Source organism: Streptomyces sp. Inha503 (assembly GCF_047215865.1).
In the GTDB taxonomy this organism is placed as follows: Bacteria; Actinomycetota; Actinomycetes; order Streptomycetales; family Streptomycetaceae; genus Streptomyces; species Streptomyces lycopersici.
This window is the reverse complement of record NZ_CP178360.1, coordinates 8502913-8524728: the sequence shown is the minus strand read 5'-3', so window position 1 is coordinate 8524728 and position 21816 is coordinate 8502913. Positions and strand designations below refer to the sequence as shown.

Genomic DNA, 21816 nt, shown 5'->3' with positions numbered 1-21816 from the left:
GACGGTCAGCACCAGCTTAGTGGCGCAGGGTGTACGTCCCAACTTCATTGCCGATAAGGCGACCTTGGCGATTCCAGGGCATAGCTCAGGCATGGGGCGTATCGGAGAGGTGCTCCGTCCGGCGTTCGGATCCGGGCGGCTCGACGTCCTTCCGACGGGTGCGGGCCGGAGCGAAGACGCCCCGGTCACGGGGTACGTGACCGGGGCGCCCTTGGCCGTGGCAGGTGACCGTCGGCCCCTGCCTATGCCTCACCGCTCGGGGAGCGTCACTTGCTGACCAGACCACGCGCCGTCGCGTAGACGTCCAGGACTGCGAGCACGAGCGGCGTGATCGACAGCAGCATCGCGCCTTCGACCAGGTCACCGAAGCGGCCCCAGAAAGGCGTGACGCTCTTCTTCGGGACGATCAGAGCGATCGCGATGAGGATCAGCGCGCCGAAGGCGACGGAGGCGGTGAGCCAGACAGTACGGATGTTCAGCGGGCCGCTGTCGCCGCTGAGCAGATCGATCACGGCGCTCGTCGGCGGGTTGAGGGCGAGCCCCAGGATGAGGAGGGCGAGGGAGATGACGCCGGACGCCAGGACGCAGGCGACCTGCCAGGTGTACCGGAACAGACGGGCGCGCAGCAGCATCGCCAGTCCGGCCGCCAGCGCGAGCAGTTGGGCCCAGGTGTCATCGGAGAAGCCGAGCACCGCCGACGAACCCACGACGACCGCCGCACACCCGCCGACCAGGCCGAGGAGAAGTTCGTGGCCACGCTTGACCTGGGCCGCGATCCGCTCGCCGTCGACCGGCCGGGCGGCGGCTGCGGACGAGGGATTGTCCAGGTCGACGCCGCCGGAGGCGCCGTAATCGTTGCGGGAGGCGTCACGGGGCGCGATGTATCCGATGGGCAGCCGGGCGGCGCGCGCGGAGAGGCCGGGGAGGAACGCGATGGTGGCGATGGCGACCGCCGCGCAGACCGCCGCGGTGCCCGCCGCGCTGGTGTCGGTCATGATCTGGCAGAAGGTGGCCAGCGTGCCGAAGGCCGAGAGGACGACGGCGGCGACGAACGGAGCGTCACCGGACGGCATGGCGGCGACCAGGGCGACCGACACGATCAGAACGGCGACACAGCCGAGCAGGAATTGCAGCCGTCCGATGCCCTCACCCGCCTCCAGCGCCAGGACCCCGGATCCTCCGATCATCACGTGCGGCAGTGCCGCGAGGCCGAGGGCGATGGCGGAGGCCCGGTCGTCGTAGACCCGGGCCCGTACACCGGCGAAGACCGCGAGCAGCAGACCGACGCCACCGGCGATGACACCGGGCAGGCCGTGCATGTCGTGCTTGACCGGGTCGGCGAACCACAGGACGAATCCCATGAAGATCAAGAGCAGCGCGCCGCCGAAGAGTCCGCAGGCCCGGAGGTAGCGGGCGTTCCACAGCGCGTGGTCGCCGGCCACCGTCGAGGCGATCGCGTCGGAGACGTCGTCGCGTACGACGGGCGGGAGGGACTGCGCGAAGGGCCGCATGGACAGCACGTCCCCGTCCAGCACGCGCTGCGCCGCGAGGGAACGGGAGCCGTCCAGGACGGTGCCGTCGCGACGCACGAAGTGGTAGCCGACCGGCGTCCCCGTGGGCTGGGTCTGACCGGTCAGCCTGAGCATCTCCGGATACAGGTCCGCAAGGGCTATGTCGTCGGGGAGGGCGACGTCGATGCGGCTGTCGGGTGCGACGACCGTCACTCGGCAGAAACCGGTCGATGTGGTCGAACTCACCTGCGGGGCCCTCTCATTAGCGTCTCGCCGCGTCTTCCGTCCGGACGCGTTCATGTCTGGCAGTGTGCGGGAGGTCACCCTACCGGGCGCCAATTGTCTTCCCGACACGTAGGATCGGTTCGTTGCCGGGTAGGTGCCGCAATGACGCGCGGCAAGCGTGCGTGCGGGCCCTCAGCAGGTCCTCAATTGTTCAGTCCGCATCGGGGGATAGACAGGCCGATGAGCCAGATCATCGTGAAACGTCCACCTCGGGAGACTCCTCCCGGGATGCCCGCGGATGAACTTCGCCTCGAATCCCCTCCCGAGTTGCCTCGCGGCGATCGGGAAGGCATGGCGATGCAATTGCTGCCCATGCTCGGCATGGGCTCGTCGGTGGTCTTCTTCTTCATGCCGAATTCGGCACCGTTCATGAAGATCATGGGCGTGATGATGTTGCTGTCGACCGTATCGATGGTCATCGCACAGGCGATCCGGTATCGGAAAGGCGCGCAGGGCGAGGCGGTGGAGGGCCGCCGCGACTATCTCAAGTACCTCGCGAAGACCCGGCGGAGGGTGCAGCGTACGGCGCGCGCACAGCGCGATGCGCAGTTCTTCCTCCACCCCTCCCCCGAGCAGCTGTGGTCGCTGGTGGCGGAGGGCAGCCGGCTGTGGGAGCGGCGGATCACCGACGACGACTTCGTGCAGGTGCGGATCGGGCTCGGCCCGCAGGAGCTGTGGACTCCGCTCGTGGCGCCGGATACCGCCCCGGTGGAGGAGTTGGAACCGCTGTCGGCGGGCGCCATGCAGCAGTTCCTGGCGGTACACCGGTCGCTGGACGGCATGCCGATGGCGGTCAGCCTGAGGGCCTTTTACCACATGACGGTCTCCGGCGAGCCGGAGACGACCCTGGAGACGAGCCGGGCGCTGGTGGCGAGCCTGGCCGCGCTGCACTCGCCCGAGGACCTGGTGATCGCGGTGGTGGCCGCGGCGGGTGCCACGGAGGAGTGGGACTGGGTCAAGTGGCTGCCGCACACCCAGGTGCCGGGGTCGGTGGACGGAGCCGGAACGAAGCGGCTGTTCAGCGACAATCTGGCCGAGGTCGAGGATCTGCTGAAGAGCCGCCTGGAGGGCCGTTCACGGTTCAACCGGGACGGGCAGCCGCTGTTGGACGCGCCGCATGTGGTGGTGATCCTGGACGGCGGTCTGGTGCCGCCCGACTCGCTTCTGGCCGCCCAGGAGGGGTTGCAGGGCGTGACGGTGCTGGAGGTCATCCGTGGCGGCCTGGACGAGCTGCGCGGCGGCCTGTCGCTGATCGTGCGGCCGGGTCTGCTACGGGTGGAGTCGGCCTCGGCCGTGTACGAGGGCGTTCCGGACACCCTGTCGCTGGCCGGCGCCGAGGCGCTGGCGCGGCAGCTCGCCCCGCTGCGGGTCTCGGCGGGTGGCGGGGACGACGAGCCACTGCTGACCAATCTGGAGTTCACCGACCTGCTCAACCTCGGCGACGCGGCGTCCATCGACCCCGTGGTCACCTGGCGGCCCCGCTCGACGGCGGAACGGCTGCGCGTTCCGATCGGGGTCGGGGAGAGCGGCGCCCCGGTCATGCTCGACCTGAAGGAGGCGGCCCAGGAGGGCATGGGCCCGCACGGCCTGTGCGTGGGCGCGACCGGTTCAGGAAAGTCGGAGCTGCTGCGGACGCTGGTGCTGGGCCTGGCGGTTACGCACTCGTCCGAGACGCTCAACTTCGTCCTCGCGGACTTCAAGGGCGGCGCGACCTTCTCGGGCATGGCGGAGCTGCCGCATGTCGCCGCTGTGATCACCAACCTCGCGGACGATCTGACGCTGGTCGACCGCATGCGCGACTCGATCACCGGTGAGCTCCAGCGCCGTCAGGAGCTGCTGCGCTCCGCGGGCAACTACGCCAACATCCACGACTACGAGAAGGCGCGCGCCGCCGGCACCCCGCTGGAGCCACTGGCTTCCCTGGTCCTGGTCATCGACGAGTTCAGCGAGCTGCTGACGGCCAAGCCCGACTTCATCGAGATGTTCATCCAGATCGGCCGCATCGGCCGGTCGCTCGGAGTGCATCTGCTGTTGGCCTCTCAGCGCCTCGAAGAGGGCCGGCTGCGGGGCCTGGACACCTACCTGTCGTACCGCATCGGCCTGCGGACGTTCTCCGCCGCTGAGTCCCGTACGGCGCTCGGCGTTCCGGACGCCTATCACCTGCCGTCGGTGCCCGGATCGGGGTACCTGAAGTTCGGCACGGAGGAGATGGTCCGTTTCAAGGCGGCGTACGTGTCCGGGCCCTACCGTTCGTCCACGTCAACCGTGGTGGGCAGCGGTCCCATCCCGACCGACCGCCGTCCGGTGCTGTTCAGTGCCGCCCCGGTGCCGGTCCGCTTCGCCGAGCCCGACCCCAATTTCACCTACACAGCGGACCGCGACCGGGTGGACGACGCGCTCGCGGACACGGTGCTGGACGTCGTCGTGCACAACCTGGAGGGACGCGGTCCGGCGGCACACCAGGTGTGGCTGCCGCCGCTCACCGAGGCGTCGTCCCTGGACCAGCTGATGCCCCAGCTCGCCGTCTCGCCGGAGCGCGGTCTGCATGCCAGCGGCTATGCCCGCAGCGGTGGTCTGTGCGTACCGATCGGCATGGTGGACAAGCCGTTCGAACAGCGGCGGGAGATCTTCTACCGGGACTTCTCCGGCGCACAGGGCCATATGCTGATCGTCGGCGGGCCCCGGTCCGGTAAGTCGACCGCCGTGCGCACCCTGCTCGGATCCTTCGCGCTCACCCACACCCCGCACGAGGTCCAGTTCTACGGCCTGGACTTCGGCGGTGGCGGCATGATCGCGGTCGAGGGGCTGCCGCACATCGGTGGTGTCGCCTCACGTCTGGACCCGGAGAAGATCCGCCGCACGATCGCCGAGGTGACCGGCGTGCTGAACCGGCGCGAGGAGTTCTTCCGGGACAACAACATCGACTCCATCGGCACCTACCGTCAGCTTCGTGCCTCCGGGCAGCTGCCGGGCGAGCCATGGGGCGACATCTTCTTGGTGATCGACGGCTGGCAGTCCTTCAAGACCGACTACGAGATGCTCGAGCCGATCGTCGCCGACATCGCCACGCGCGGTCTGGGACTCGGGGTGCACCTCATCGTCACGGTCACGCGCTACATGGAAATGCGAGCCGCGCTCAAGGACCAGTTCCTCGCCCGGCTGGAGCTGCGGCTCGGTGACCCGATGGACTCCGAACTCGACCGTAAGGTCGCCGCGAATGTGCCCGTGGGCACGCCCGGCCGCGGCCTCACTCCGGAGAAGCTGCACTTCCTGGGTGGTCTGCCGCGTATCGACGGTACGTCGGGCAACGCCGACGACCTGGCCGAAGCGACCGCCGCGTTCGTCAGGGCGTCGGTGGACAACTGGCCCGGTCCGCACGCACCGCAGGTGAGGATGTTGCCGCGGACACTGTCCGTGCGGGAGATCCCGTCCGGTCACGAGCAGCCGGAGCGGGGCATCGCGATCGGCATCGACGAGATGAACCTCGAGCCGGTCTTCATCGACTTCGACACCGACCCCTTCTTCGCCGTCTACGGCGAGTCGGAGTCCGGGAAAACGGCTCTGCTGCGTCTACTCATCAAGCAGATCACCGAGCGCTACGCCCCCGAGGAGGGGCTGTTCGTGGTCGGCGACTACCGGCGCAGTCTGCTGGAGGTCGTGCCACAGCCTCATCTGGTCGGCTACGGCACGACGCAGAACGCCTTCGAGAAGTACATCACCGACATGAACACTCTCATCAGCCAGCGCATCCCGGGGACGGATGTCACCCCGCAGCAGCTGCGCAACCGGAGTTGGTGGTCGGGGCCGCGGGCCTTCATCGTGGTGGACGACTACGATCTGGTCGCCACCTCGTCCGGCAACCCGATGTCCGAGTTGGTGGACAACCTGCCGTACGCGCGGGACGCCGGCGTCAACATCATCGTGGCGCGGACGACGGCCGGCGCGGGGCGCTCGTCGTACGAGCCGTTCATGCAGCGATTCAAGGAGCTGGGCGCGCAGGGCGTCGTGCTGTCGGGTTCACCGGGTGAGGGCGAGCTGCTGGGCCAGGTCAAGGCGCGTCCGTTGCCACCGGGGCGGGGCGTCTTCGTCTCACGGCGCGGCGGAGCGTCGCTGGTCCAGACGGCGTGGGTGCCGTCAGTGGACTGAGGCTGAGGCAGGATGGCGGGCTACGGCAGGCCTGGAGCGAGGCAGGGCCCGTACGGACCGGGCTGCCCCGGCCGTACGGGCCCTTGGCCGCTCAGCGAGTGCTGCTCGAGCCGCTCACAGCTCCCTGACCAGCCGAGCGGCCACCTTGAGCGGGATCGATGGGTACTGGCGCCTGACCTCACGGAGAGCTTGCGCCGGACCCTTGGTCTCCCGGATTCGCAGCAGGGCCGCGCGGTCCACGGACCCACGAAGATCCTCGAAAGACGCGAAGTTCCCGGCGTACCAGGACTGCTCCTTGTGCCGCCTCGCCAGGAACTCAGCGGTTCCCGGGCAGAGGATCGCGAGCGCGCAGAGGACGGCGATCAGCGGGGGCGGGGGGAGGCCGATGGCCCAGTCGGTAACGGCTGGAAGCATCAGCCAGGCGAATGACGCCACCCCGACGGCCCAGAGGGCGACGCGAGGTCCGTACACAAGCTCACCTCATATCGTCACATCAGGCACTCAGGCCGTGCCCACCGGCCAATGGCCCTTCGGAAACGCGCTGTTGTCGTTGGCATTGCTCTTCAGGTCGGCCATGGCCTTGGCCTGGTCACCCAGCACGCCCAGCAGAGTAGTCACGGCGCCCGCTATGACGAGCCAACCGGCCACACCTTCACCCAAGGCGGCGATCGCGGCCGGAACGGCACCGACGACGGTCGCCCCCGCGGCGATCGCGGCAGCCATGGCGGGAATGAACTGGATCAGGAAAGCAGCGATCGCTCCGTAGAATGCCACTCCCGCGACGGCGGCGGTGAGCAGGATGTCCGCGATCGAATTCGCGTTGGTTGCAACCTGGGCGGCCGCGCCCGACTGAGGGAAGACGGCGTTGGTGTACGCGTCAGCCCCCTCGCCCTTCCACTCCTTGGGGGCCTGGAGGTTGAACTTCTGGGTGCTGGATGATGCGGTGGTCGCGTCGCCGTGGATGCCTTTCGCCTTCCAGCTGTTGGCATCGATGAACAAGATCACCGGGGCGACGACACCCTCAAGGAAATGGCCGATCTTTTTGAGGATCCCGTTCACGAACTCGATGAGCTTGTTCGCCGCGGCGACTACCGCTTTCGCGACGGGGCCGGGAACGTACCAGTGATCCACCGCCCCGTTGATCTTGTTACCAAAGGTAACGAGATCCTTCACAAGCTTCTCCAGCTTGTCATTGATCTTCTCGATGAGCGTTTCGAACTGCGTCTGGCTGAATGCCATCGCCTTCCCCGTCTCCCCGGTGCACGGCCCGGCTGCTAGTAGGCGTCTTCCACGGACTTTGTGGTTTCCACTTCGTGATCGTCGTACGCCTTCGCGTTCTTGACCAGCGCGTCAGCGATTTCCGACATCCGCTTCTGCCCTTCGGAACACCGGCCCGAAAGATGGTCGATGGCATCCGCGTAGGCACCGAAAAACATCTGGTACATGCCCAGCTCAAGCCGATCGCGGCGCAGTCCGCTGATATTGGTCCCGACACCGCCGATCGCTTTCGCCTGCTCATCCCAGGTTCTGGCGTCAGCACGTATGGCGTCTGTGATGACCTTGAGCTTGCTCATGGGCCTCCTTTCGTTTCTGTGTCAGTTCTCTTCCGCATCAGTCCGTGAAGTGCTGGGGGTTCTTGATGATGGCCAGAAACTCGTTCATCAGACCGCCCACATGCAGGTTCGCGACACCGGCCGCCCCGGGGCTCACGGCACTGCTCACCTTTTCGCGAGCGTTGTTCAAAGCCTCGTTGAGTGCCTGGTTGAGCCGGACGACCGACTGTCCGGCAGCCCACTGAGGGTCCACCTCGCAGGAGACCAGGGCGTGTGCGGTGAGGGTGATGGCGACTCGGCGGGCGGCAGATTCTCCCTTGACCTGCGGCGGCAGGAACGAATCTGCGTCCAGTTGGTCGACGGTGTCGAATGCCGTGAGGACGTCCTCGATCGATTCGTCCACGGGCCTGTGGAGGACGTGGCGCACGTCGTGGTCGGAGATTTCGGGGACCGGACGGGACGGCGTCGACGACGCGGGCGAGTCGAAGTCATCGTCGAGTTGACCGGCCCGCTCTTCCCAGCCGGACTGCTCAAGCGACCGAGACCAGCGCTCCATACGATCGCTCATGGCGGACTCGAATGCCTCGACGACGGCGCCGCCGAGGTCCTCAGCGCGCCGTCGGCGCTGCCAGTCGGACGCGAGCTTGATCGACTCAGGAAGCCCATCCCCACCCAGGGTCACGGAGACGGCCCCCTGTGCGTCCGTTCCTTCGGAACTCCGGGGCACTTGGTCGTGCATATCCGACATCAGCTGCCGCAGATTCTCCGCGTGCTGCTGGAACTGTTGCAGTTCACGGATAATGTCCTCGCTCACGCTTCCCCCTTACTGGCCAATCGCGGAGCTATTGCGCTTTGGTGAACACTTCGCCAGAAGCGCAAGTGTGTTGCCTATTCTTGGCCTCGCACGCTAGCACGGCCGAGTAGCCGGCGTACCTCCCGTAACGGCACTTCCCGATGGGTGAACTGCTGCCGCGGCGAATTCCGAACGCCATCTCCCACGGCTGGCCGTCGGACTCGCTCCGCCCGACGCGCTGAACTCATCATCGGGGCGAGGCCGCCCGGCGGCGGATCACAAACACCGCGAGAACGACCACGAGGACACCGGCCGCGCCCAGAATCCACGGGACGACACCGCTACCGCTCCCGGCGGCGGTATCGCTCGCCGAGGAGCCGTCCTTGGCACCGCCTTCAGGCGGGGATTGGCTATGCGACGAAGAGGGGGACGACGGGCCGTCGGCCTGCGCGGGCACCAGGGGGTTGACGTCGGCCGAGCCCGGCTTGCCCTTCTCCTCGAGGACGTTGTAGCGGGGGCGGATCGTGCCGTAGCCGATGTAGCGGCTGGGAATCTTGCCCTCGGTGGGCTTTCCGGCAGTGTCCATCATGACGCGGAGCACCTGATTGCCGTTCCATGTGGGGTGCTTGGCCCAGATGAGCGCGGCGGCGCCGGAGGCGATCGCCGTGGCCTGGCTGGTGCCCCAACTGCGGCAGTATCCGGCCTTGCCGATGCAGCGGATCGGGATGTCCTTGCCCGGCGCGGCAAGAGCGACGAACGACCCGTGATTGGAGAACTTGGTCACCGTCAATGACGAGTCGACGGCGCTGATCCCAGCCACACCCTTGTTGGCCGCGGGATAGGTGGTGTCGTTCGACGTCTCCCCGTCATTGCCCGAGCCGGCGAGGAGCAGTTTGCCGCGGCTGACCGCGTAGTCGACCGCCTTCTGTAGCTTGCCCTGCTCGGTCTTGTTGACCTGGTAGTACGGAAAGGCCAGCGACATGTTGATGATCTGCGCATCGCTGTCCGCCGCGTAACGAATGGCGTTGATGAGGCCCGGAACGCTATTGGTTCCCGACTCCTTCGTCGAGCCGAACACGGTGAGCGGCAGAATGCGCGCATCCGGAGCGAGGCCCTTGATGCCCTGGCCACCGGCTCCATTTCCGGCGATGAGCATGGAAATGGCCGTGCCGTGCCCATCCGGGTCCGTACGGGCGTCCTTGCTCGGCTCCACGAGGTTCTTGCCCTTGAGCACCTTCCCCTTCAGCTCCGGGGCCGACGTGTCGACTCCGGAGTCGAGGACCGCGACCGTGATGCCCTTGCCGGTGCTGACCTTCCACATGCTCTCCGCCTGCATGCGGTCCAGATACCACTGGCGCTCCCGCATGGTCTCCGCCGTGGCGGCGGGGGCGATCAGCCCCATGATGGCGAGCAAGGACGTGAGCAGCGAGATGATCACTGTCGTCCGGCTCCGGACCTGGTTGAGCGTTGTTTCCATATCGCCTGTTCGTCCTGTGCTCGCCATCATCCGCGGCCTCTGCGGAAGGGTTTTACCCAATCACGGGAGGCACGGTGCCGCGCCGACCCTCGTTCCAGGTCTCCTCGTCTTCGGTCAGCTGGCCGGGTGCGTCCCGGCCTTCCTCACGCTGACTCTTCTGGCCCTCACCGCGCCCCGATGCTGCCGCTCCCGACGCGCCGGGGGCCCGTCCTTCGGCCTGCCCCCGGACCAGTCCGCTCCCACCGGGGGTGAACTCGCCGCCGGTCCGCAGCTCGCTTGCGCGACGTGCCGTACCCTCGGCCCGGGGCGACGCCGAAACTCCTCGGTTCGAACCGGCACCGATGACACCTCCCGGCCGCCCGGCCGCAGGAAGGCCAGGACCCGCGCCCGGACCCGCGCGGCCCACAGGCCCGGCCGACTCCCTGCCGATGACCGTCCCCCGGCTCTGCCGGGTGCCCTGGTTCGTGCCCGCCTGGTGATTTTGCATACCGCCGACGATGCTCCTGTCGGCGCGCACCGGGTTGATGGCCCGGCCGTTGATCTGCTCGGTCGGTCCATTCGGCAGCCTGGAAGTGGTGATGGGGCCCTTGGTTCCCCCCGTCCCCACAGTGGGGTTGACCTTGCCCACAGTGGGATTGACCTTGCCCACGGTGGGGCCGATCTTGCCCATACCGGTTGTGGGCCCGACCGTCGGCGGGGGTGACGCGGGCAGGCCCACGGGCCCAGGCCGGTCAGTGACCGGAGACACCGGCGGCCCACCGTCGGTCGGAAGCTGCGGTGCAGTGGTGGTGGGCGGCGACGGCTTCACCGTGTCAATGTTGGTGTGCGTCGCATCCGGAATGGTGACATGCCCCGGGTTCTCCGGGATTGACGGAGAGGTGACATGCCCCGGCGAGACGTGTGCAGGCGTGAAATGCGCGGGTGAACCCGGACTCACCGTGGACGGATCGACCGCCGGATGCGTCGTCCCGACAGAGGCGGGCGCCGTGTGGACACTGCCCCCCGAAACGCTGGGCGAGCCATAGCTCTCCTGCCCACCGCCCACCGAGGTGTCAGGGATCATCTGACTCGGCAGCGGTTTGAACACCGGCTCATTCTCCTGGGACGCCGCGATGGTCTCCTGCGACATCCGGTAGTACGAAGCCAGCTTGTACATCTGCGGAAGGGCCTCGTCGCGGGCCTTGTCCAGCCCTTCCAGGCGCTTCTTTTCCTTCTCCTGGTCCGCATAGCACACCTGCGAACCCGCCGGACGCTCCGGCATCGACTTCTTGACCTCGCTCAGCGCCTGGCCTGCGGTCTCCATGGCCGTGCCGACGGAGCCGGCGAAACTCGCGAGTTTCAGGGCTTGGTTGGCGAAATCGTCGCCCCAGTTCCGGAACGCGTCACCGCCCTCGCCCTTCCAGGTGACCCGCCCGACGCGCTTCTTGAGTTCGTCACCGATCTTCTCGATCTCGGACTGCGCCTTCGTCAGGGCGTTACCCCGGCGGATGATCTCTTGCTCATCCGTACCTTCGACCATGGCGAGCATGTCCTCGAACGAAGCATGCTCGAAACTGGTGATGTTGTAGCACATCTTGAGCGGCGGCAGCTTGTCTGATTCGCCCATGTCCACATCCCCCGTTCACCTGTCACATGCCGTCGTGGCCGCTGCTCTTACCGCCGCCCGTCTTGGGTTCGCCGGTCTTCTCGTGGCCCTTCGGGTCGTGCTCTTTCTGATACTGCTCGTAGTACGCCTGAGCACGCCGTTGAATGGCCTTCAGGCGCTGCGCGTGCTCGTGGTCCACCGTCTGGTAGTCGCTGTCGGCCGCGCCCACCGTGATGCCCATCGCCTCCAGTTGCTCGCCCAGGGTCTGGGAGAGCAGCTGTAGCCGTCCGTGCACCAGCTCGTACGCGCTCGCCAGTGACAGCGCCTCGGGAAAGTTCTGCCCGTAGGCGGCGGTGGTCACCTTCTGTTGGGAGATCTTGCCGTGCGCCGCATCCGACTTGTCGAGATCGGTCAGAAGCCTGTCAACGCGCTTCTTGAATTCCTGTAGAGACTCGGTGGGAGCATCGAGGTCCGGTGAAGAAGGGGACTTAGCGGAGCCACCCCCGTCCGGCGCCAACTCAGCCATGAAGCACCTCCTTCAATACCTGGATGGGAGCGCTTGTGGGTGCGGGGACACTCAGCCCGGGCCGAGTGTCCCCGCACCCACGAAACGACCGCAGGCTGTGCGCGCTATGTCTCTCTCTACGACGCGAACCGCTGGCCCTGACGGTGGTCATTGGCCCTGTAGCCCTCCGTAGCCTCCAGCAGCTTCTTCGAGATGGTGAGAAGAGTGCTGTGCAGGTGGTCGACACGCTGGTTCCACTCGTGCTGACGCTCGTTGAACGCGCGCTGCGCCTCACCGGTCCACGACTCGGACACACCCTTGACCTGCCTCATGATGGTGTCGAGGTCGGTCTTGAGCGTGTTGGCCTCGTTCCTGACCATGTTGGAGGCTTCGACAACGCCTTCGTACGTAATCTCCATTGAGCTCTAACTCCCGATGCGAGGCGGAAAGGTCACGAGGATCAAGAGGCCTGGAAGGAGCCGAGGATGCCGCTCTCCCCGCCTCCGACGCTGTTGATGTTCTTGAGCTGGTCGATTTCCTCCTGATCGAAACCGTCCCGGCTCGCCTTCACCAGTTCGCGGGTGAAGCTCAGCAGCTGGTTCACCCGGCGGACGTCGTTGTTGACCTCCGTCTGGAGGTTGTTGTACGCGCCCGCCGCGATGCCCTTCCAGTGGCCCTCAACGTGGTCGATGACGTTGTTGAGCTTCCCGATCCGCTCGGTCAGCTGACCTTCCATCCAGTCGATGGCGCTCTCGAGGGTCTTGAAATCATGACCTTCTACGCGGAGCTTCTCCGCCATGGCACACCTTCCCCCATGAATCGGATGCGGTGGAACGGCCGGTGCTGTGTGACCGTCCCGTGCGCATCGGACCAAAGCTGTCAAGGATCACTCTAGTCAGCATCCCCGTGTGCATGACCAACAAGTATCCGGTTGTTACACGGATGGGACGCCGGGGACGGCCGGGTAACGACAAGCGTCAAGCCATCGCCGATGCCCCTCATGCGTCACGCCGGCGACGCCAGTCACGCAGCACGACCGCACCGCCCGCGGTGATGCCCACGACCACCGCGCCCATGCCCAGGGCGTACGTGGCCAGCCGTGTGCGACGCTCCTGCGGGGTCTCGCCCAGGGTGAGGCGGCCGGGCTCGGGCTTCGGGACGTTCGCCGCCGAGCCGGTGTCCGCCGTGGGGTGCTCGATCTTCTTGTCATCGTCGGTGAGGGCCTTCACCGGATCGACCACACCCCAACCGATGAACCGATCACGGCCGTTGACGCCCCGCTCCGCGGTCTGCTCGATCTGGGCGATGACCTCCTGCCGCGACCAGTCGGGGTGCTTGGCTCGGATCAGGGCTGCCACTCCGGCCACGTACGGGGCGGCGAAGCTGGTGCCGTTGTCCACGCACTGCCCGCCCTTGGGCACGGTGGAGACCATGTCGACGCCGGGCGCCGCGACGCCGACGAAATCGCCGCTCTGCGAGAAGTACGCGCGCTCGTTGTTGCGGTCGGAGGCGGCGACGGCGAGGACGCCGCGGTAGGAGGCGGGATAGGTGCGCTTGGACTTCCCGTTCGCGCCGTCGTTGCCTGCGGCCGCGACCACGACCACGTCGTGCTGGACGGCGTAGGCGGTCGCCTGCTCCAGATCGCTCTGCGAGAGGGCACCCTTGGTGTCCTGGGAGATGTTGATCACCCGTGCGCCCTCGTGCACCGCCTTCTTGATGGCCTCTGCCATCTTCTGCGGTGTGCCCTTGCCCTCGGCGTTGTTCTGTTTGAGGGGAATAATCGTCGCCTCGGGGGCCAGACCCACGAAGCCGGTGCCCTGGCGCGGGCGGGCCGCGATGATGCCGGCGACCTTGGTGCCGTGCCCGACCTCGTCGACCGTCGGGTCCTCGGCGAGTTTCCGTTCGTCCTTGGAGGCGTCCTTGGCCGGGGGTAGGAAGTTCCCCCCGCTCGCCTTGTCGACGGCGGTCTTCAGCTGGATGTTGGTGTCATCGACACCGGTGTCGATGACGGCGACCCGCACCGACTTGCCGTTCTTCTCCTTGCCCTTGGTGTCCTCCCAGAGGCGGTCGAACACCAACCGTTGCAGCGACCAGGGCGTGCCCTTGATCTGCTTCTTCATCGGGAACGTGCACTCACCGTTGCCGTCCAGCGAGAGCGCGGCGGCGGACGGGCCGGCGCCGACGCCTGTGGCGGCGGTGAGACACGCCAGTGTCACCGCCGACGACAGGGCGGCCATGCGTCTCACACGTGGGCGCTCCATGCTCACGACCCCTGGGGCTGTCGTGCGCTGTTGGTGTCCAGACGCGGCCCGACCGGCAGGAACTGGGACCAGTTGAGGGGCACCGGCACCGGCTTCGCGTCTCCGTACCCCAGCCTGACCTGAGCCTTGTTCGCGGTTGTCTGCCCGTCGGACTGTGCGTCCTGCTGCGCGGAGGAGCCAGAACCATCAGCGCCGATCTTCGACTTGCCCGAACTGCCGTCGTTGTTGGCCTGTACCTGGTAGCGCAGGCCGGTGTCGGTGACGAGGAAGACCTGGCCGGTGCCGGTCGCCCTCCCCTGGAACTGCCGGTAGAACAGGCCGGTCCCCGGGGTGACATACGCGCTGGTGGCGCCGTCCACGATGGTCGCGGGGTAGTCCCGGCCCGCCCAGGTCTCGAGGGTGGGCGTGCCGCTGTCGGCCACGTTTGTGAGGATGTTGCACACGGTGTCCCTGGCCCCACTCCCGCCCCCGGTCGAGTTCACCTGGCGCGGGGGCTCGGAGGGCCAGGTTGTGTCACCGGCGAACACCGTGGAGTCGGAGACGAAGTCCTGCGGGTTGACCTGCATCGGCTTGCCGAGCTGATTGAGTCCGGCCAACTGCTCACTGCTCAGCAGCAGCTCGGCGGTGAAGTCGGAGACCGGCTGGACCTTTCCCGGCACCACGACATAGTGCTGGACGCCGCCACCGGTCTGCGCCTGGAGCACCATGCCCACCTTGTTGGCCTTGTCCGGCAGGGAGTCGACCCCGGCTGTGGTGTTCGGCTGCCCCGGCACCCGCGGAAACTCCACAGGCGCGCCATCCTTCAGGGTGTCGAGCCAGTCGTCGGTCACCTGCTGGGGCTTGGCGCCCTCCGAGAAGAGCGTCCGCAGCAACAGGTTGTACTGGCGGTCGGACATGCTCTTCTCACCCTTGGGGCCGCCGAGCAGGTACTTGGTACCGGACGGGTCGACGAGATAGCGACCCGTCTTCCCCTGGACGTACAGCGCCTGGCTGCCGCGCAGTCGCTGCGGGCCCTCGACCTTGGACGCCTCACGGTCAGCGAGGATGAAGACCGCCTTCTGCGCGGTCTTGTCCTCTCCGCCGCCCGGCTGCTCACAGACCACCCAGCGCTTCTGCTCGACGGCATCGTCTGCCGATGGCATACGGTCCGGGGCGTACGGAATTCCGATCGTGGGTCCGCGCGGAATGTCGCCGTTGTCGAGCTGCGACTCCTTCACGCGGATGATGTCCGACTTGTCCTGGTCCAGCAGGAGTTTCGCCGAGGCGAGGTTGAGGACCGGGTGCAGCTGCTTCTTTCCGCCAGTCTTGAGAATCACATAGCGGGTCGTCGAGTCGCTGCCGACGATGATGTGGGACGCGGTGTTGTCCCATCCCTTCGGCGCGGTCGGCCGGATCATGCCCCATGCGCCGAATCCGGCGAGAATCAGCGCCCCGACGATGACACCCGGGAGAAACGCGCGCAGCGGACGTGGCGCACCGTCGTCCATGACGGTGGGCGAGGGCTGCACGAACGAGGCAACCATCCGTTTCTTCGCAAAGGTGTAGGCATTGAGCTCGTCCCGCCGCGATGCCATGTCTCGTCCGCTTCTCCCCGTGTGATGGTGCAGTACGTACGCTCGGTCGCCGTAGGGAGATTACTCATCCGCCCGGGTCACTCGACACCCGAGCCACCCTTCACACGCCTTTCCGATACCGTAAACACACAATCGGCCAGGACAACATCAGGACAAGCGGGGGGTCTCCGGGATGAGCTCTGCCACCCATGTGCGTGCCGCCGTGCCGCGGCAGCCCTCACGCACGGCGAGCCTGGGCCCCGTGCGGCTGTATCAGCTCGTGCTCATCGAGGTGGCCGCCGCGATCGTCGTCGTCGCCTGGACCGTCAACTCGCTGCTGATGGTGCCCGCGGGGGTCATCGCCCTCGCGCTTGTGCTGCTCGCGGTGTTGCGGCGCAGGCAGCAGCCGTTCGTCGACTGGCTCGTCACCATCAGCGCGTTGCGCACCCGTCAGAAGCAGGCCAAGGGGCCGGTCCCGGCCGGAATCGACCCGTCGCTCGCGCCCGCCGTGGAATGCGATCCGGCGCTGCGCACCTACGCGTATGTGGCTCGGGATCGCCGCGAGATCGGAATGATCGGCGACGGTACGTTCCTCACGGCGGTGCTCCAGGTCCAGTCGACCGATGCTCCACTGCGGCCCATGCGCACCAAGCGACCGCTCCCCCTCTCGCTGCTCCAGGATGCGCTGGACGTGGACGGCATTCAGCTGGAGTCGGTGCAGGTGGTGCAGCACTCACAGACCGCACCCGCACCACATCTGCCCGAACAGGCCGCGGCGGCGCGCAGTTACGCCCCGCTCCAGGAGCAGGCCGGAGCACCCGCCGTCCGGCTGACCTGGGTGGCGCTCAAGCTGAATCCCGAGCTGTGTCCGGAGGCCATACGAGCGCGCGGCGGCGGCCTGGAGGGCGCGCAGCGGTCCCTGCTGCGTGCCGTTGACCAGCTGGCGAGCCGACTGACCGGAGCCGGATTCTCGGCGCGCCCGCTGGCCGAGGGGGAACTCACCACGGCCCTCGCCACCTCGGCGTGTGTCAATCCGCATGCGACGACCCAGGCGGGGCGTGCGAGCACGCCTACGCGCCGGACGGTGGAGACCTCGCGCGCCTGGCGCTGCGACGACCGGTGGCACACCACCTACTGGGTGGGGCGCTGGCCGCAGATGGGCCCGGAATCGGTGCCGCTGCCGCAACTCGTGGCACTGCTGACCTCCATGCCCGCCCTCGCGTCCACCTTCAGCCTGACCCTGACGCATGACGACGGCAGCCGTAACGCCTCCTCGGTCACCGGGCACATCAGGGTCACCGGGCGCAGCGACACCGATCTGATCACCGCCCGCAAGGCCCTGGAACGCGCCGCGCGGGGAGTGCGGGTCGGGCTGGTACGTCTCGACCGTGAGCAGTTGCCCGGTGTACTCGCGACGCTCCCGCTGGGAGGCACCCGCTGATGTCCACATCCGCCTTCTCCCCCGCCACTTCACCCTCCGGTCACGGGGCCGATCCGGACTCCGCCCCCGGAGCGGGTCTGGGGTCCGGTCCCATGATTTCGGGTACCGGCGCCCCCGGGATGGCCGGTGACCCGAGCTCGGCGCGCAGAACGCGCCCCGGCTTCGGGCTCATCGGGCCCCGGCGCGGACGGCAGACACTGCCCCTGGAGGAAGTGGAGGCGCTGGCGCTGCCCATCGGCGACGACGGCGTCATCATCGGCGTGGACGAGCAGAACCAGCCCGCCGTCCTCGGCTTCAACCGCCCCGAGCCGTTCGACGTGGTCCTCGTCGGCGGTCTGTGGACCGCGCAGGTGCTGGCCTTCCGGGCGGCGGCCACCGGCGCCCGTATCGCCGTCGAGACCGGCCGACCGCATCTGTGGACCAACTTGGTGCAGGTCGCGGGCGGCGGACAGCAGTGCATGACCGTCTTCGACGTGGGCCGGGTGCCGCCGCAAGGGCCCTCGGTCGGCAGTCCGGTCCTGGTCGTCCGGGACTGCGGCATGCGCCCCCCGCGGGGCCGGGTCTCCGCGCTGCCCTGGCAGTCGGTGCTGACTCTGCTGCCGTATCTGAGCCCGGTCGCACCGCGGCTGCTCGAGCACGCCGGACTGGTCGGCATTCAGCGCGTTTCGCCGGACGAGGCCGAGGAGATAGGCCGCGTCATGAGCCTTCCGCAGGCCGATGTCGCGGCGCTGTCCACCCTTCCGGACTGGGTCACCCTCTGGTGTACACGTACCGGACGGCAGTTCGTAACCGTGCAGGCGACGGATGCCGAGACGGGGCTGCTGGGATCTCCGCGTCGGGTGGACTGATCCGGGTCGAACCCTTCAGGGTTGGTCCGTCATTGATCGACACCGCTCGAGTGCGGTCCACATCATGCCGTGGACCGCTCCGAGTGGCGGATGGGCCTGCCCCCTCGGCGCTCATGGTGATTAGTCTTGGGGTACCCGGTGGAGCGCTCGTTCAGGGGCCCCCGGCGTCACAAAAGGGGAAAGCCGAACGGTCGGACGACAGTAGCGATCGGCAACAGATCGGCCTCGCCAAGAATTTCAAGGGTGTTCGACCACACCAGGAGGCATTGTGAGCAGCGATCGGGACGAGATCCGCACGGGCGGAAACACACCCGGCGATGATCGGTCCGACGCGGAGACCGAGCACACGGGCGAGTTCACCATCGACTACACCCCACCCGCCTGGTACACGCAGAACGCTTCGTCGTCGTCCTCGCCGTCCTCCACGGCCCCCACGTCGACCGGCGGTTCCGGTGGAACCGGGGCGGGCGCCGGTGCGGGGATGCCGGGGCCGCCGCCTCCGCCGCCCACCGGCAGTCCGGTGCCCGTGCCGGGGGTGCCGGAGCCGAGCGGATTTCCGGGTGCCTGGCCGCCGCCGGCCCCGGCGCCCTCCTCAGATGTCGCGTCGGACGCCTCCGAGGTGGAGGAGGCCCCCGCGCAGAGGGAGGACGAGGCACGGTCGGAGCCGGAGAGCGGAGAGTCCGACTCGGGCGTTCGCATGTCGCCTTTTTCTGACTCTGGGTCGGATTCGATCGGTGCCGCGCCCGCGGGTGACAGCACTACGGATGGCGGCGTTTCGGACAGGGCTGAGCCCGAGCCCTCCTACGAGGTTTCCGCTCCGGCTTCCGATGTCGAGATGGAGGATTCGGCCGCGGCTTCCTCTTCCGCTTCCGCTCCCGTCGATGACGACTTCACGCTGCCGCCTGCCGCTGCCGCGCGGGACGACGACGCCTTCCGGCCGGACTCGGAGTATGCCTCCGAGGCGGGCTCCGACGAGGGCGAGAACGGCGATCTGGGCAGCCCCTCCACCGTGCGGTTCTCCACCGCCTCGCTGCGGCGCGAGATCGCCGAGAGGCGGAGTGAGGACTCCGGCGCCGGGGTCGCTGATTCCGGGTCCGGTTCTCCTTCGGGCTCTGATTCAGGTTCCGGTTTTTCTTCCGGCTCCGGCTCCGGTTCCGGTTCTGATTCTTCTTCCGGCTTCGATTCCGGTTCCGACTCCGGGTCCGGGTCCGGGTTTGCGTCCGGTACCGGTTCGGACGGCGATCCCGGCTCCTCGGACTCGGACGACCGTACTGACGACGATGTGCGCAGCGAGGGCACACTGCGCTTCTCCACGGCCGCGCTGCGGCGTGAGATGGAGGAGTTGAGGCAGGCGAGCGCCGAGCCTCAGGACGCGGTTCCCGAGGACGCGGTCCCTGAGGACGCCGTGCCGCCGAGCGCGCCGTCGCCCGAGCAGCCCGCCACCACCTGGGCGCCGCCGCCCGTTCCGCAGTCGGGGCTGCCGCCCCTGCCGCCGGACTTCCAGCCCGCGGCGCCCGAGGACGCCCCACCGGCTCCGGGTCCCGCTCCAGGTCCCGCTCCGGTTCCGGAGCAGCGGACGGATGGGCCCGCCACCCCGAGTGCCGGAGTGCCGCTCCCGCCCCAGGACACCTCCTGGGCGCCTCCCCCGCCCCAGACGCAGGGCCAGCCCGGGCAACCGGTCGCCGGGCCGGGGCCGCAGGGCGGATACGGCTATCCGCGTCCCGGTGAGGGCGCTCCCGGTGCGATCCCCGGTCAGCCCGGTCCGGCTCCGCTGCCGGATCAGGCCCCGGGGGCGCAGCCCCCGGCGGGCAACGTGCCCGGCCCGCAGAGCGGTTACCAGCAGCCCGGGCCTGGTGTACCGGGTCCCGGTCCGCAGGGCGCCCCGGCTGCGCAGGGGCCCCACTACGGCTACCCGCCCCCGGGGGCCCAGCCCGCGTCCGGCCCGGGTGGTCCGGGACAGGGGCAGGGGCAGGGCCAGGGGCCGGCGCCCGTCCCGGGCGGCTACGGCTTCCCGCAGCCGCCCGCCCCGGACCAGCAGGGCCAGGGCCCGTACCAGCAGCCCCCGGCACAGCCGTACCCCGCGCCCCAGCCGGGGCAGGCCGAGCACCCCGGCCAGCCCGGACAGCCGATGTACCCGGGCCAGCCCGGACAGCCCGCCCAGCCCGGACAGTCGATGTACCCAGGCCAGCCCGGACAGCCTGCCCAGCCCGGTCAGCCCGGTCAGCCCGGTCAGCCCGGTCAGCCCGGTCAGCCCGGACCGTACGCGCCGAACGGCCCCGTCCAGGGCCAGCCGCCGCATGGCCCCCAGGGGCAGCAGTTCCCCGGGCAGCAGGGTCCGGGCGCGCAGGGTGGATACGGCTTCCCGCGGCCCGGCGACGGCGGTCCCGGACCCGTGCCCGGGCAGCAGGCGCAGCCACAGCCGCATGACGGCTACGGCTATCCGCGCCCGGACGCCCAGGCAGCCCCGGCGACCCCGGCAGCCCCGGCCGACCCCCGTACCGGCGGCTGGCCGACCGTGACGCCCGACCAGCGGCGCCAGGCCGGAGGCGCGGGGGCGCCGCTCGGGTACACCGCCGCGGTCGAGCTCTCCTCGGACCGGCTGATCAAGGGCAAGCAGAAGCCGAAGAAGAACACCCCCGGCCCCTCCCGCTTCAAGCTCGGCGGCAAGAAGGAGGAGGCGGAGCGGCAGCGCAAGCTGGAGCTGATCCGCACGCCGGTGCTCTCCTGCTACCGCATCGCGGTGATCAGCCTCAAGGGCGGTGTCGGCAAGACCACGACGACCACCGCCCTCGGCTCGACCCTGGCCATCGAGCGCCAGGACAAGGTCATCGCGATCGACGCCAACCCGGACGCGGGCACCCTCGGCCGACGGGTCCGCCGGGAGACCGGTGCGACCATTCGCGACCTGGTCACGGCGATCCCGTACCTCAACAGCTACATGGACATCCGGCGGTTCACCTCACAGGCGCCGTCGGGGCTGGAGATCCTCGCGAACGACGTGGACCCGGCGGTCTCGACGACGTTCAACGACGACGACTACCGCCGCGTCATCGACGTCCTGGGCAAGCAGTACCCGATCATCCTCACCGACTCGGGCACGGGCCTGCTCTACAGCGCCATGCGCGGCGTCCTCGACCTCGCCGACCAGTTGATCATCATCTCCACGCCCTCGGTGGACGGCGCGAGCAGCGCCAGCACCACCCTGGACTGGCTGTCCGCGCACGGCTACGCGGATCTGGTCTCGCGGAGCATCACGGTGATCTCCGGGGTCCGGGAGACCGGCAAGATGATCAAGGTCGAGGACATCGTGTCCCACTTCGAGACCCGCTGCCGCGGGGTGATCGTCGTGCCGTTCGACGAGCATCTGTCGGCGGGCGCCGAGGTGGACCTGGACATGATGCGGCCCAAGACCCGTGAGGCGTACTTCAACCTCTCGGCCATGGTCGCGGAGGACTTCACGCGTGCCCAGCAGGAGCAGGGTCTGTGGACGGGTGACGGAGGGACCCAGCCGCCGCAGGTGGCCCCGCCGATGCCCGGACAGGCCCAGCAGCAGCCCTATCCGGGCGCCTACGCGCCTCAGCAGGGCCAGCAGCCGCAGTACCCCGGGTACCCGCAGCAAGGCGGCCAGCAGGGCTGGCAGCAGTCCTATGAGCAGGGGCAGCAGGGGCAGCAGCCGCAGCCCGGCCAGCCGTGGCAGCAGGCCCAGCCGGGACAGCCCGGCCAGCCCGGGCAACCGGGGCAGCCCTGGCAGCAGCAGCCCCCGCAGCAGTAGCGAGCGAGGAAGCGAATGAGCGAATGCGCCCCGTGGACCGGATCACCGGTCCACGGGGCGCATTCGCGTCTCTCCCGTTCACCACG

General features: G+C 68.5%; 17 protein-coding genes and 1 pseudogene. 5 read left to right on the top strand and 13 right to left on the bottom strand.

The genetic code is table 11. The annotated features are described in order from the left end of the window. Positions 1-266: 266 nt before the first annotated feature. The gene (eccD, locus tag ACJX2R_RS36285; protein ID WP_413103532.1) at positions 267-1757 is read right to left on the bottom strand and encodes a type VII secretion integral membrane protein EccD; all 1491 of its coding nucleotides are present in this window, start codon (positions 1755-1757) and stop codon (positions 267-269) included. Between the two features lie 219 nt (positions 1758-1976). Between eccD and eccCa the strand changes: the two genes are divergently transcribed. Next, positions 1977-5942 carry a type VII secretion protein EccCa gene (eccCa, locus tag ACJX2R_RS36280; protein ID WP_413103531.1) on the top strand — a complete coding sequence of 1322 codons (3966 nt, stop codon included), beginning with the start codon at positions 1977-1979 and terminating at the stop codon, positions 5940-5942. A gap of 114 nt (positions 5943-6056) precedes the next feature. On the opposite strand, the gene ACJX2R_RS36275 is transcribed toward eccCa, so the two are convergent. The 11 genes from ACJX2R_RS36275 to eccB form a co-directional block, all read right to left on the bottom strand. Continuing rightward, on the bottom strand, positions 6057-6413 hold the full coding sequence (locus ACJX2R_RS36275; RefSeq protein WP_413103530.1) for a hypothetical protein: 357 nt from the start codon (positions 6411-6413) through the stop codon (positions 6057-6059). A gap of 30 nt (positions 6414-6443) precedes the next feature. Then, positions 6444-7181 (bottom strand): hypothetical protein, encoded by a 738-nt coding sequence (locus tag ACJX2R_RS36270; protein WP_413103529.1) that lies wholly within the window; start codon positions 7179-7181, stop codon positions 6444-6446. Between the two features lie 35 nt (positions 7182-7216). Then, positions 7217-7516 carry a hypothetical protein gene (locus ACJX2R_RS36265; RefSeq protein WP_210945469.1) on the bottom strand — a complete coding sequence of 100 codons (300 nt, stop codon included), beginning with the start codon at positions 7514-7516 and terminating at the stop codon, positions 7217-7219. Between the two features lie 37 nt (positions 7517-7553). Next, positions 7554-8309, bottom strand: a complete 756-nt coding sequence (locus tag ACJX2R_RS36260; protein WP_413103528.1) for a YbaB/EbfC family nucleoid-associated protein — start codon at positions 8307-8309, stop codon at positions 7554-7556. A gap of 226 nt (positions 8310-8535) precedes the next feature. Continuing rightward, the gene (locus tag ACJX2R_RS36255) at positions 8536-9765 is read right to left on the bottom strand and encodes a S8 family serine peptidase (protein WP_413103527.1); all 1230 of its coding nucleotides are present in this window, start codon (positions 9763-9765) and stop codon (positions 8536-8538) included. 52 nt (positions 9766-9817) lie between these two features. After that, on the bottom strand, positions 9818-11371 hold the full coding sequence (locus ACJX2R_RS36250; RefSeq protein WP_413103526.1) for a hypothetical protein: 1554 nt from the start codon (positions 11369-11371) through the stop codon (positions 9818-9820). Between the two features lie 22 nt (positions 11372-11393). After that, positions 11394-11876, bottom strand: coding sequence for a hypothetical protein (locus ACJX2R_RS36245; RefSeq protein WP_351902949.1), 483 nt, complete (start codon positions 11874-11876; stop codon positions 11394-11396). A 116-nt stretch (positions 11877-11992) separates the two neighbouring features. Continuing rightward, on the bottom strand, positions 11993-12274 hold the full coding sequence (locus ACJX2R_RS36240) for a WXG100 family type VII secretion target (RefSeq protein WP_059147047.1): 282 nt from the start codon (positions 12272-12274) through the stop codon (positions 11993-11995). A 41-nt stretch (positions 12275-12315) separates the two neighbouring features. Continuing rightward, entirely contained in the window at positions 12316-12654 is a 339-nt protein-coding gene (locus ACJX2R_RS36235) for a WXG100 family type VII secretion target (RefSeq protein ID WP_413103525.1), read from the bottom strand. Positions 12655-12853: 199 nt separating this feature from the next. Further along, on the bottom strand, positions 12854-14092 hold the full coding sequence (gene mycP / locus ACJX2R_RS36230; protein ID WP_413106024.1) for a type VII secretion-associated serine protease mycosin: 1239 nt from the start codon (positions 14090-14092) through the stop codon (positions 12854-12856). Positions 14093-14118: 26 nt separating this feature from the next. Then, positions 14119-15690 (bottom strand): type VII secretion protein EccB, encoded by a 1572-nt coding sequence (eccB, locus tag ACJX2R_RS36225; protein ID WP_413103524.1) that lies wholly within the window; start codon positions 15688-15690, stop codon positions 14119-14121. A gap of 172 nt (positions 15691-15862) precedes the next feature. Between eccB and eccE the strand changes: the two genes are divergently transcribed. From eccE to ACJX2R_RS36210, 3 genes and pseudogenes are all read left to right on the top strand, one after another. Further along, positions 15863-17110 (top strand): type VII secretion protein EccE, encoded by a 1248-nt coding sequence (gene eccE, locus ACJX2R_RS36220; RefSeq protein WP_413103523.1) that lies wholly within the window; start codon positions 15863-15865, stop codon positions 17108-17110. 92 nt (positions 17111-17202) lie between these two features. Next, complete coding sequence (locus ACJX2R_RS36215) at positions 17203-17958, top strand: hypothetical protein (RefSeq protein WP_413103522.1); 756 nt, start codon at positions 17203-17205, stop codon at positions 17956-17958. 268 nt (positions 17959-18226) lie between these two features. Beyond that, positions 18227-18304 (top strand): annotated as a pseudogene (locus ACJX2R_RS36210) (SCO5717 family growth-regulating ATPase); the annotation flags it as partial. Positions 18305-18324: 20 nt separating this feature from the next. Here the strand turns inward: ACJX2R_RS36210 and ACJX2R_RS36205 are convergent. Continuing rightward, positions 18325-18657 carry a hypothetical protein gene (locus ACJX2R_RS36205; protein WP_413106192.1) on the bottom strand — a complete coding sequence of 111 codons (333 nt, stop codon included), beginning with the start codon at positions 18655-18657 and terminating at the stop codon, positions 18325-18327. Positions 18658-18793: 136 nt separating this feature from the next. Between ACJX2R_RS36205 and ACJX2R_RS36200 the strand changes: the two genes are divergently transcribed. Beyond that, complete coding sequence (locus ACJX2R_RS36200; RefSeq protein WP_413106023.1) at positions 18794-21730, top strand: AAA family ATPase; 2937 nt, start codon at positions 18794-18796, stop codon at positions 21728-21730. Positions 21731-21816 lie beyond the last annotated feature (86 nt).

Coding starts and splice junctions, on each gene's coding strand:
- eccE (WP_413103523.1), top strand. CDS start 15,863: ATGAGCTCTGCCACCCATGTGCGTGCCGCCGTGCCGCGGCAGCCCTCA.
- ACJX2R_RS36200 (WP_413106023.1), top strand. CDS start 18,794: ATGGAGGATTCGGCCGCGGCTTCCTCTTCCGCTTCCGCTCCCGTCGAT.
- ACJX2R_RS36250 (WP_413103526.1), bottom strand. CDS start 11,371: ATGGGCGAATCAGACAAGCTGCCGCCGCTCAAGATGTGCTACAACATC.
- eccCa (WP_413103531.1), top strand. CDS start 1,977: ATGAGCCAGATCATCGTGAAACGTCCACCTCGGGAGACTCCTCCCGGG.
- eccB (WP_413103524.1), bottom strand. CDS start 15,690: ATGGCATCGCGGCGGGACGAGCTCAATGCCTACACCTTTGCGAAGAAA.
- ACJX2R_RS36255 (WP_413103527.1), bottom strand. CDS start 9,765: ATGGAAACAACGCTCAACCAGGTCCGGAGCCGGACGACAGTGATCATC.
- ACJX2R_RS36245 (WP_351902949.1), bottom strand. CDS start 11,876: ATGGCTGAGTTGGCGCCGGACGGGGGTGGCTCCGCTAAGTCCCCTTCT.
- ACJX2R_RS36205 (WP_413106192.1), bottom strand. CDS start 18,657: ATGCGAACGCCCGAGTCGGACTCTCCGCTCTCCGGCTCCGACCGTGCC.
- ACJX2R_RS36235 (WP_413103525.1), bottom strand. CDS start 12,654: ATGGCGGAGAAGCTCCGCGTAGAAGGTCATGATTTCAAGACCCTCGAG.
- ACJX2R_RS36270 (WP_413103529.1), bottom strand. CDS start 7,181: ATGGCATTCAGCCAGACGCAGTTCGAAACGCTCATCGAGAAGATCAAT.
- ACJX2R_RS36240 (WP_059147047.1), bottom strand. CDS start 12,274: ATGGAGATTACGTACGAAGGCGTTGTCGAAGCCTCCAACATGGTCAGG.
- mycP (WP_413106024.1), bottom strand. CDS start 14,092: ATGGCCGCCCTGTCGTCGGCGGTGACACTGGCGTGTCTCACCGCCGCC.
- ACJX2R_RS36265 (WP_210945469.1), bottom strand. CDS start 7,516: ATGAGCAAGCTCAAGGTCATCACAGACGCCATACGTGCTGACGCCAGA.
- ACJX2R_RS36215 (WP_413103522.1), top strand. CDS start 17,203: ATGATTTCGGGTACCGGCGCCCCCGGGATGGCCGGTGACCCGAGCTCG.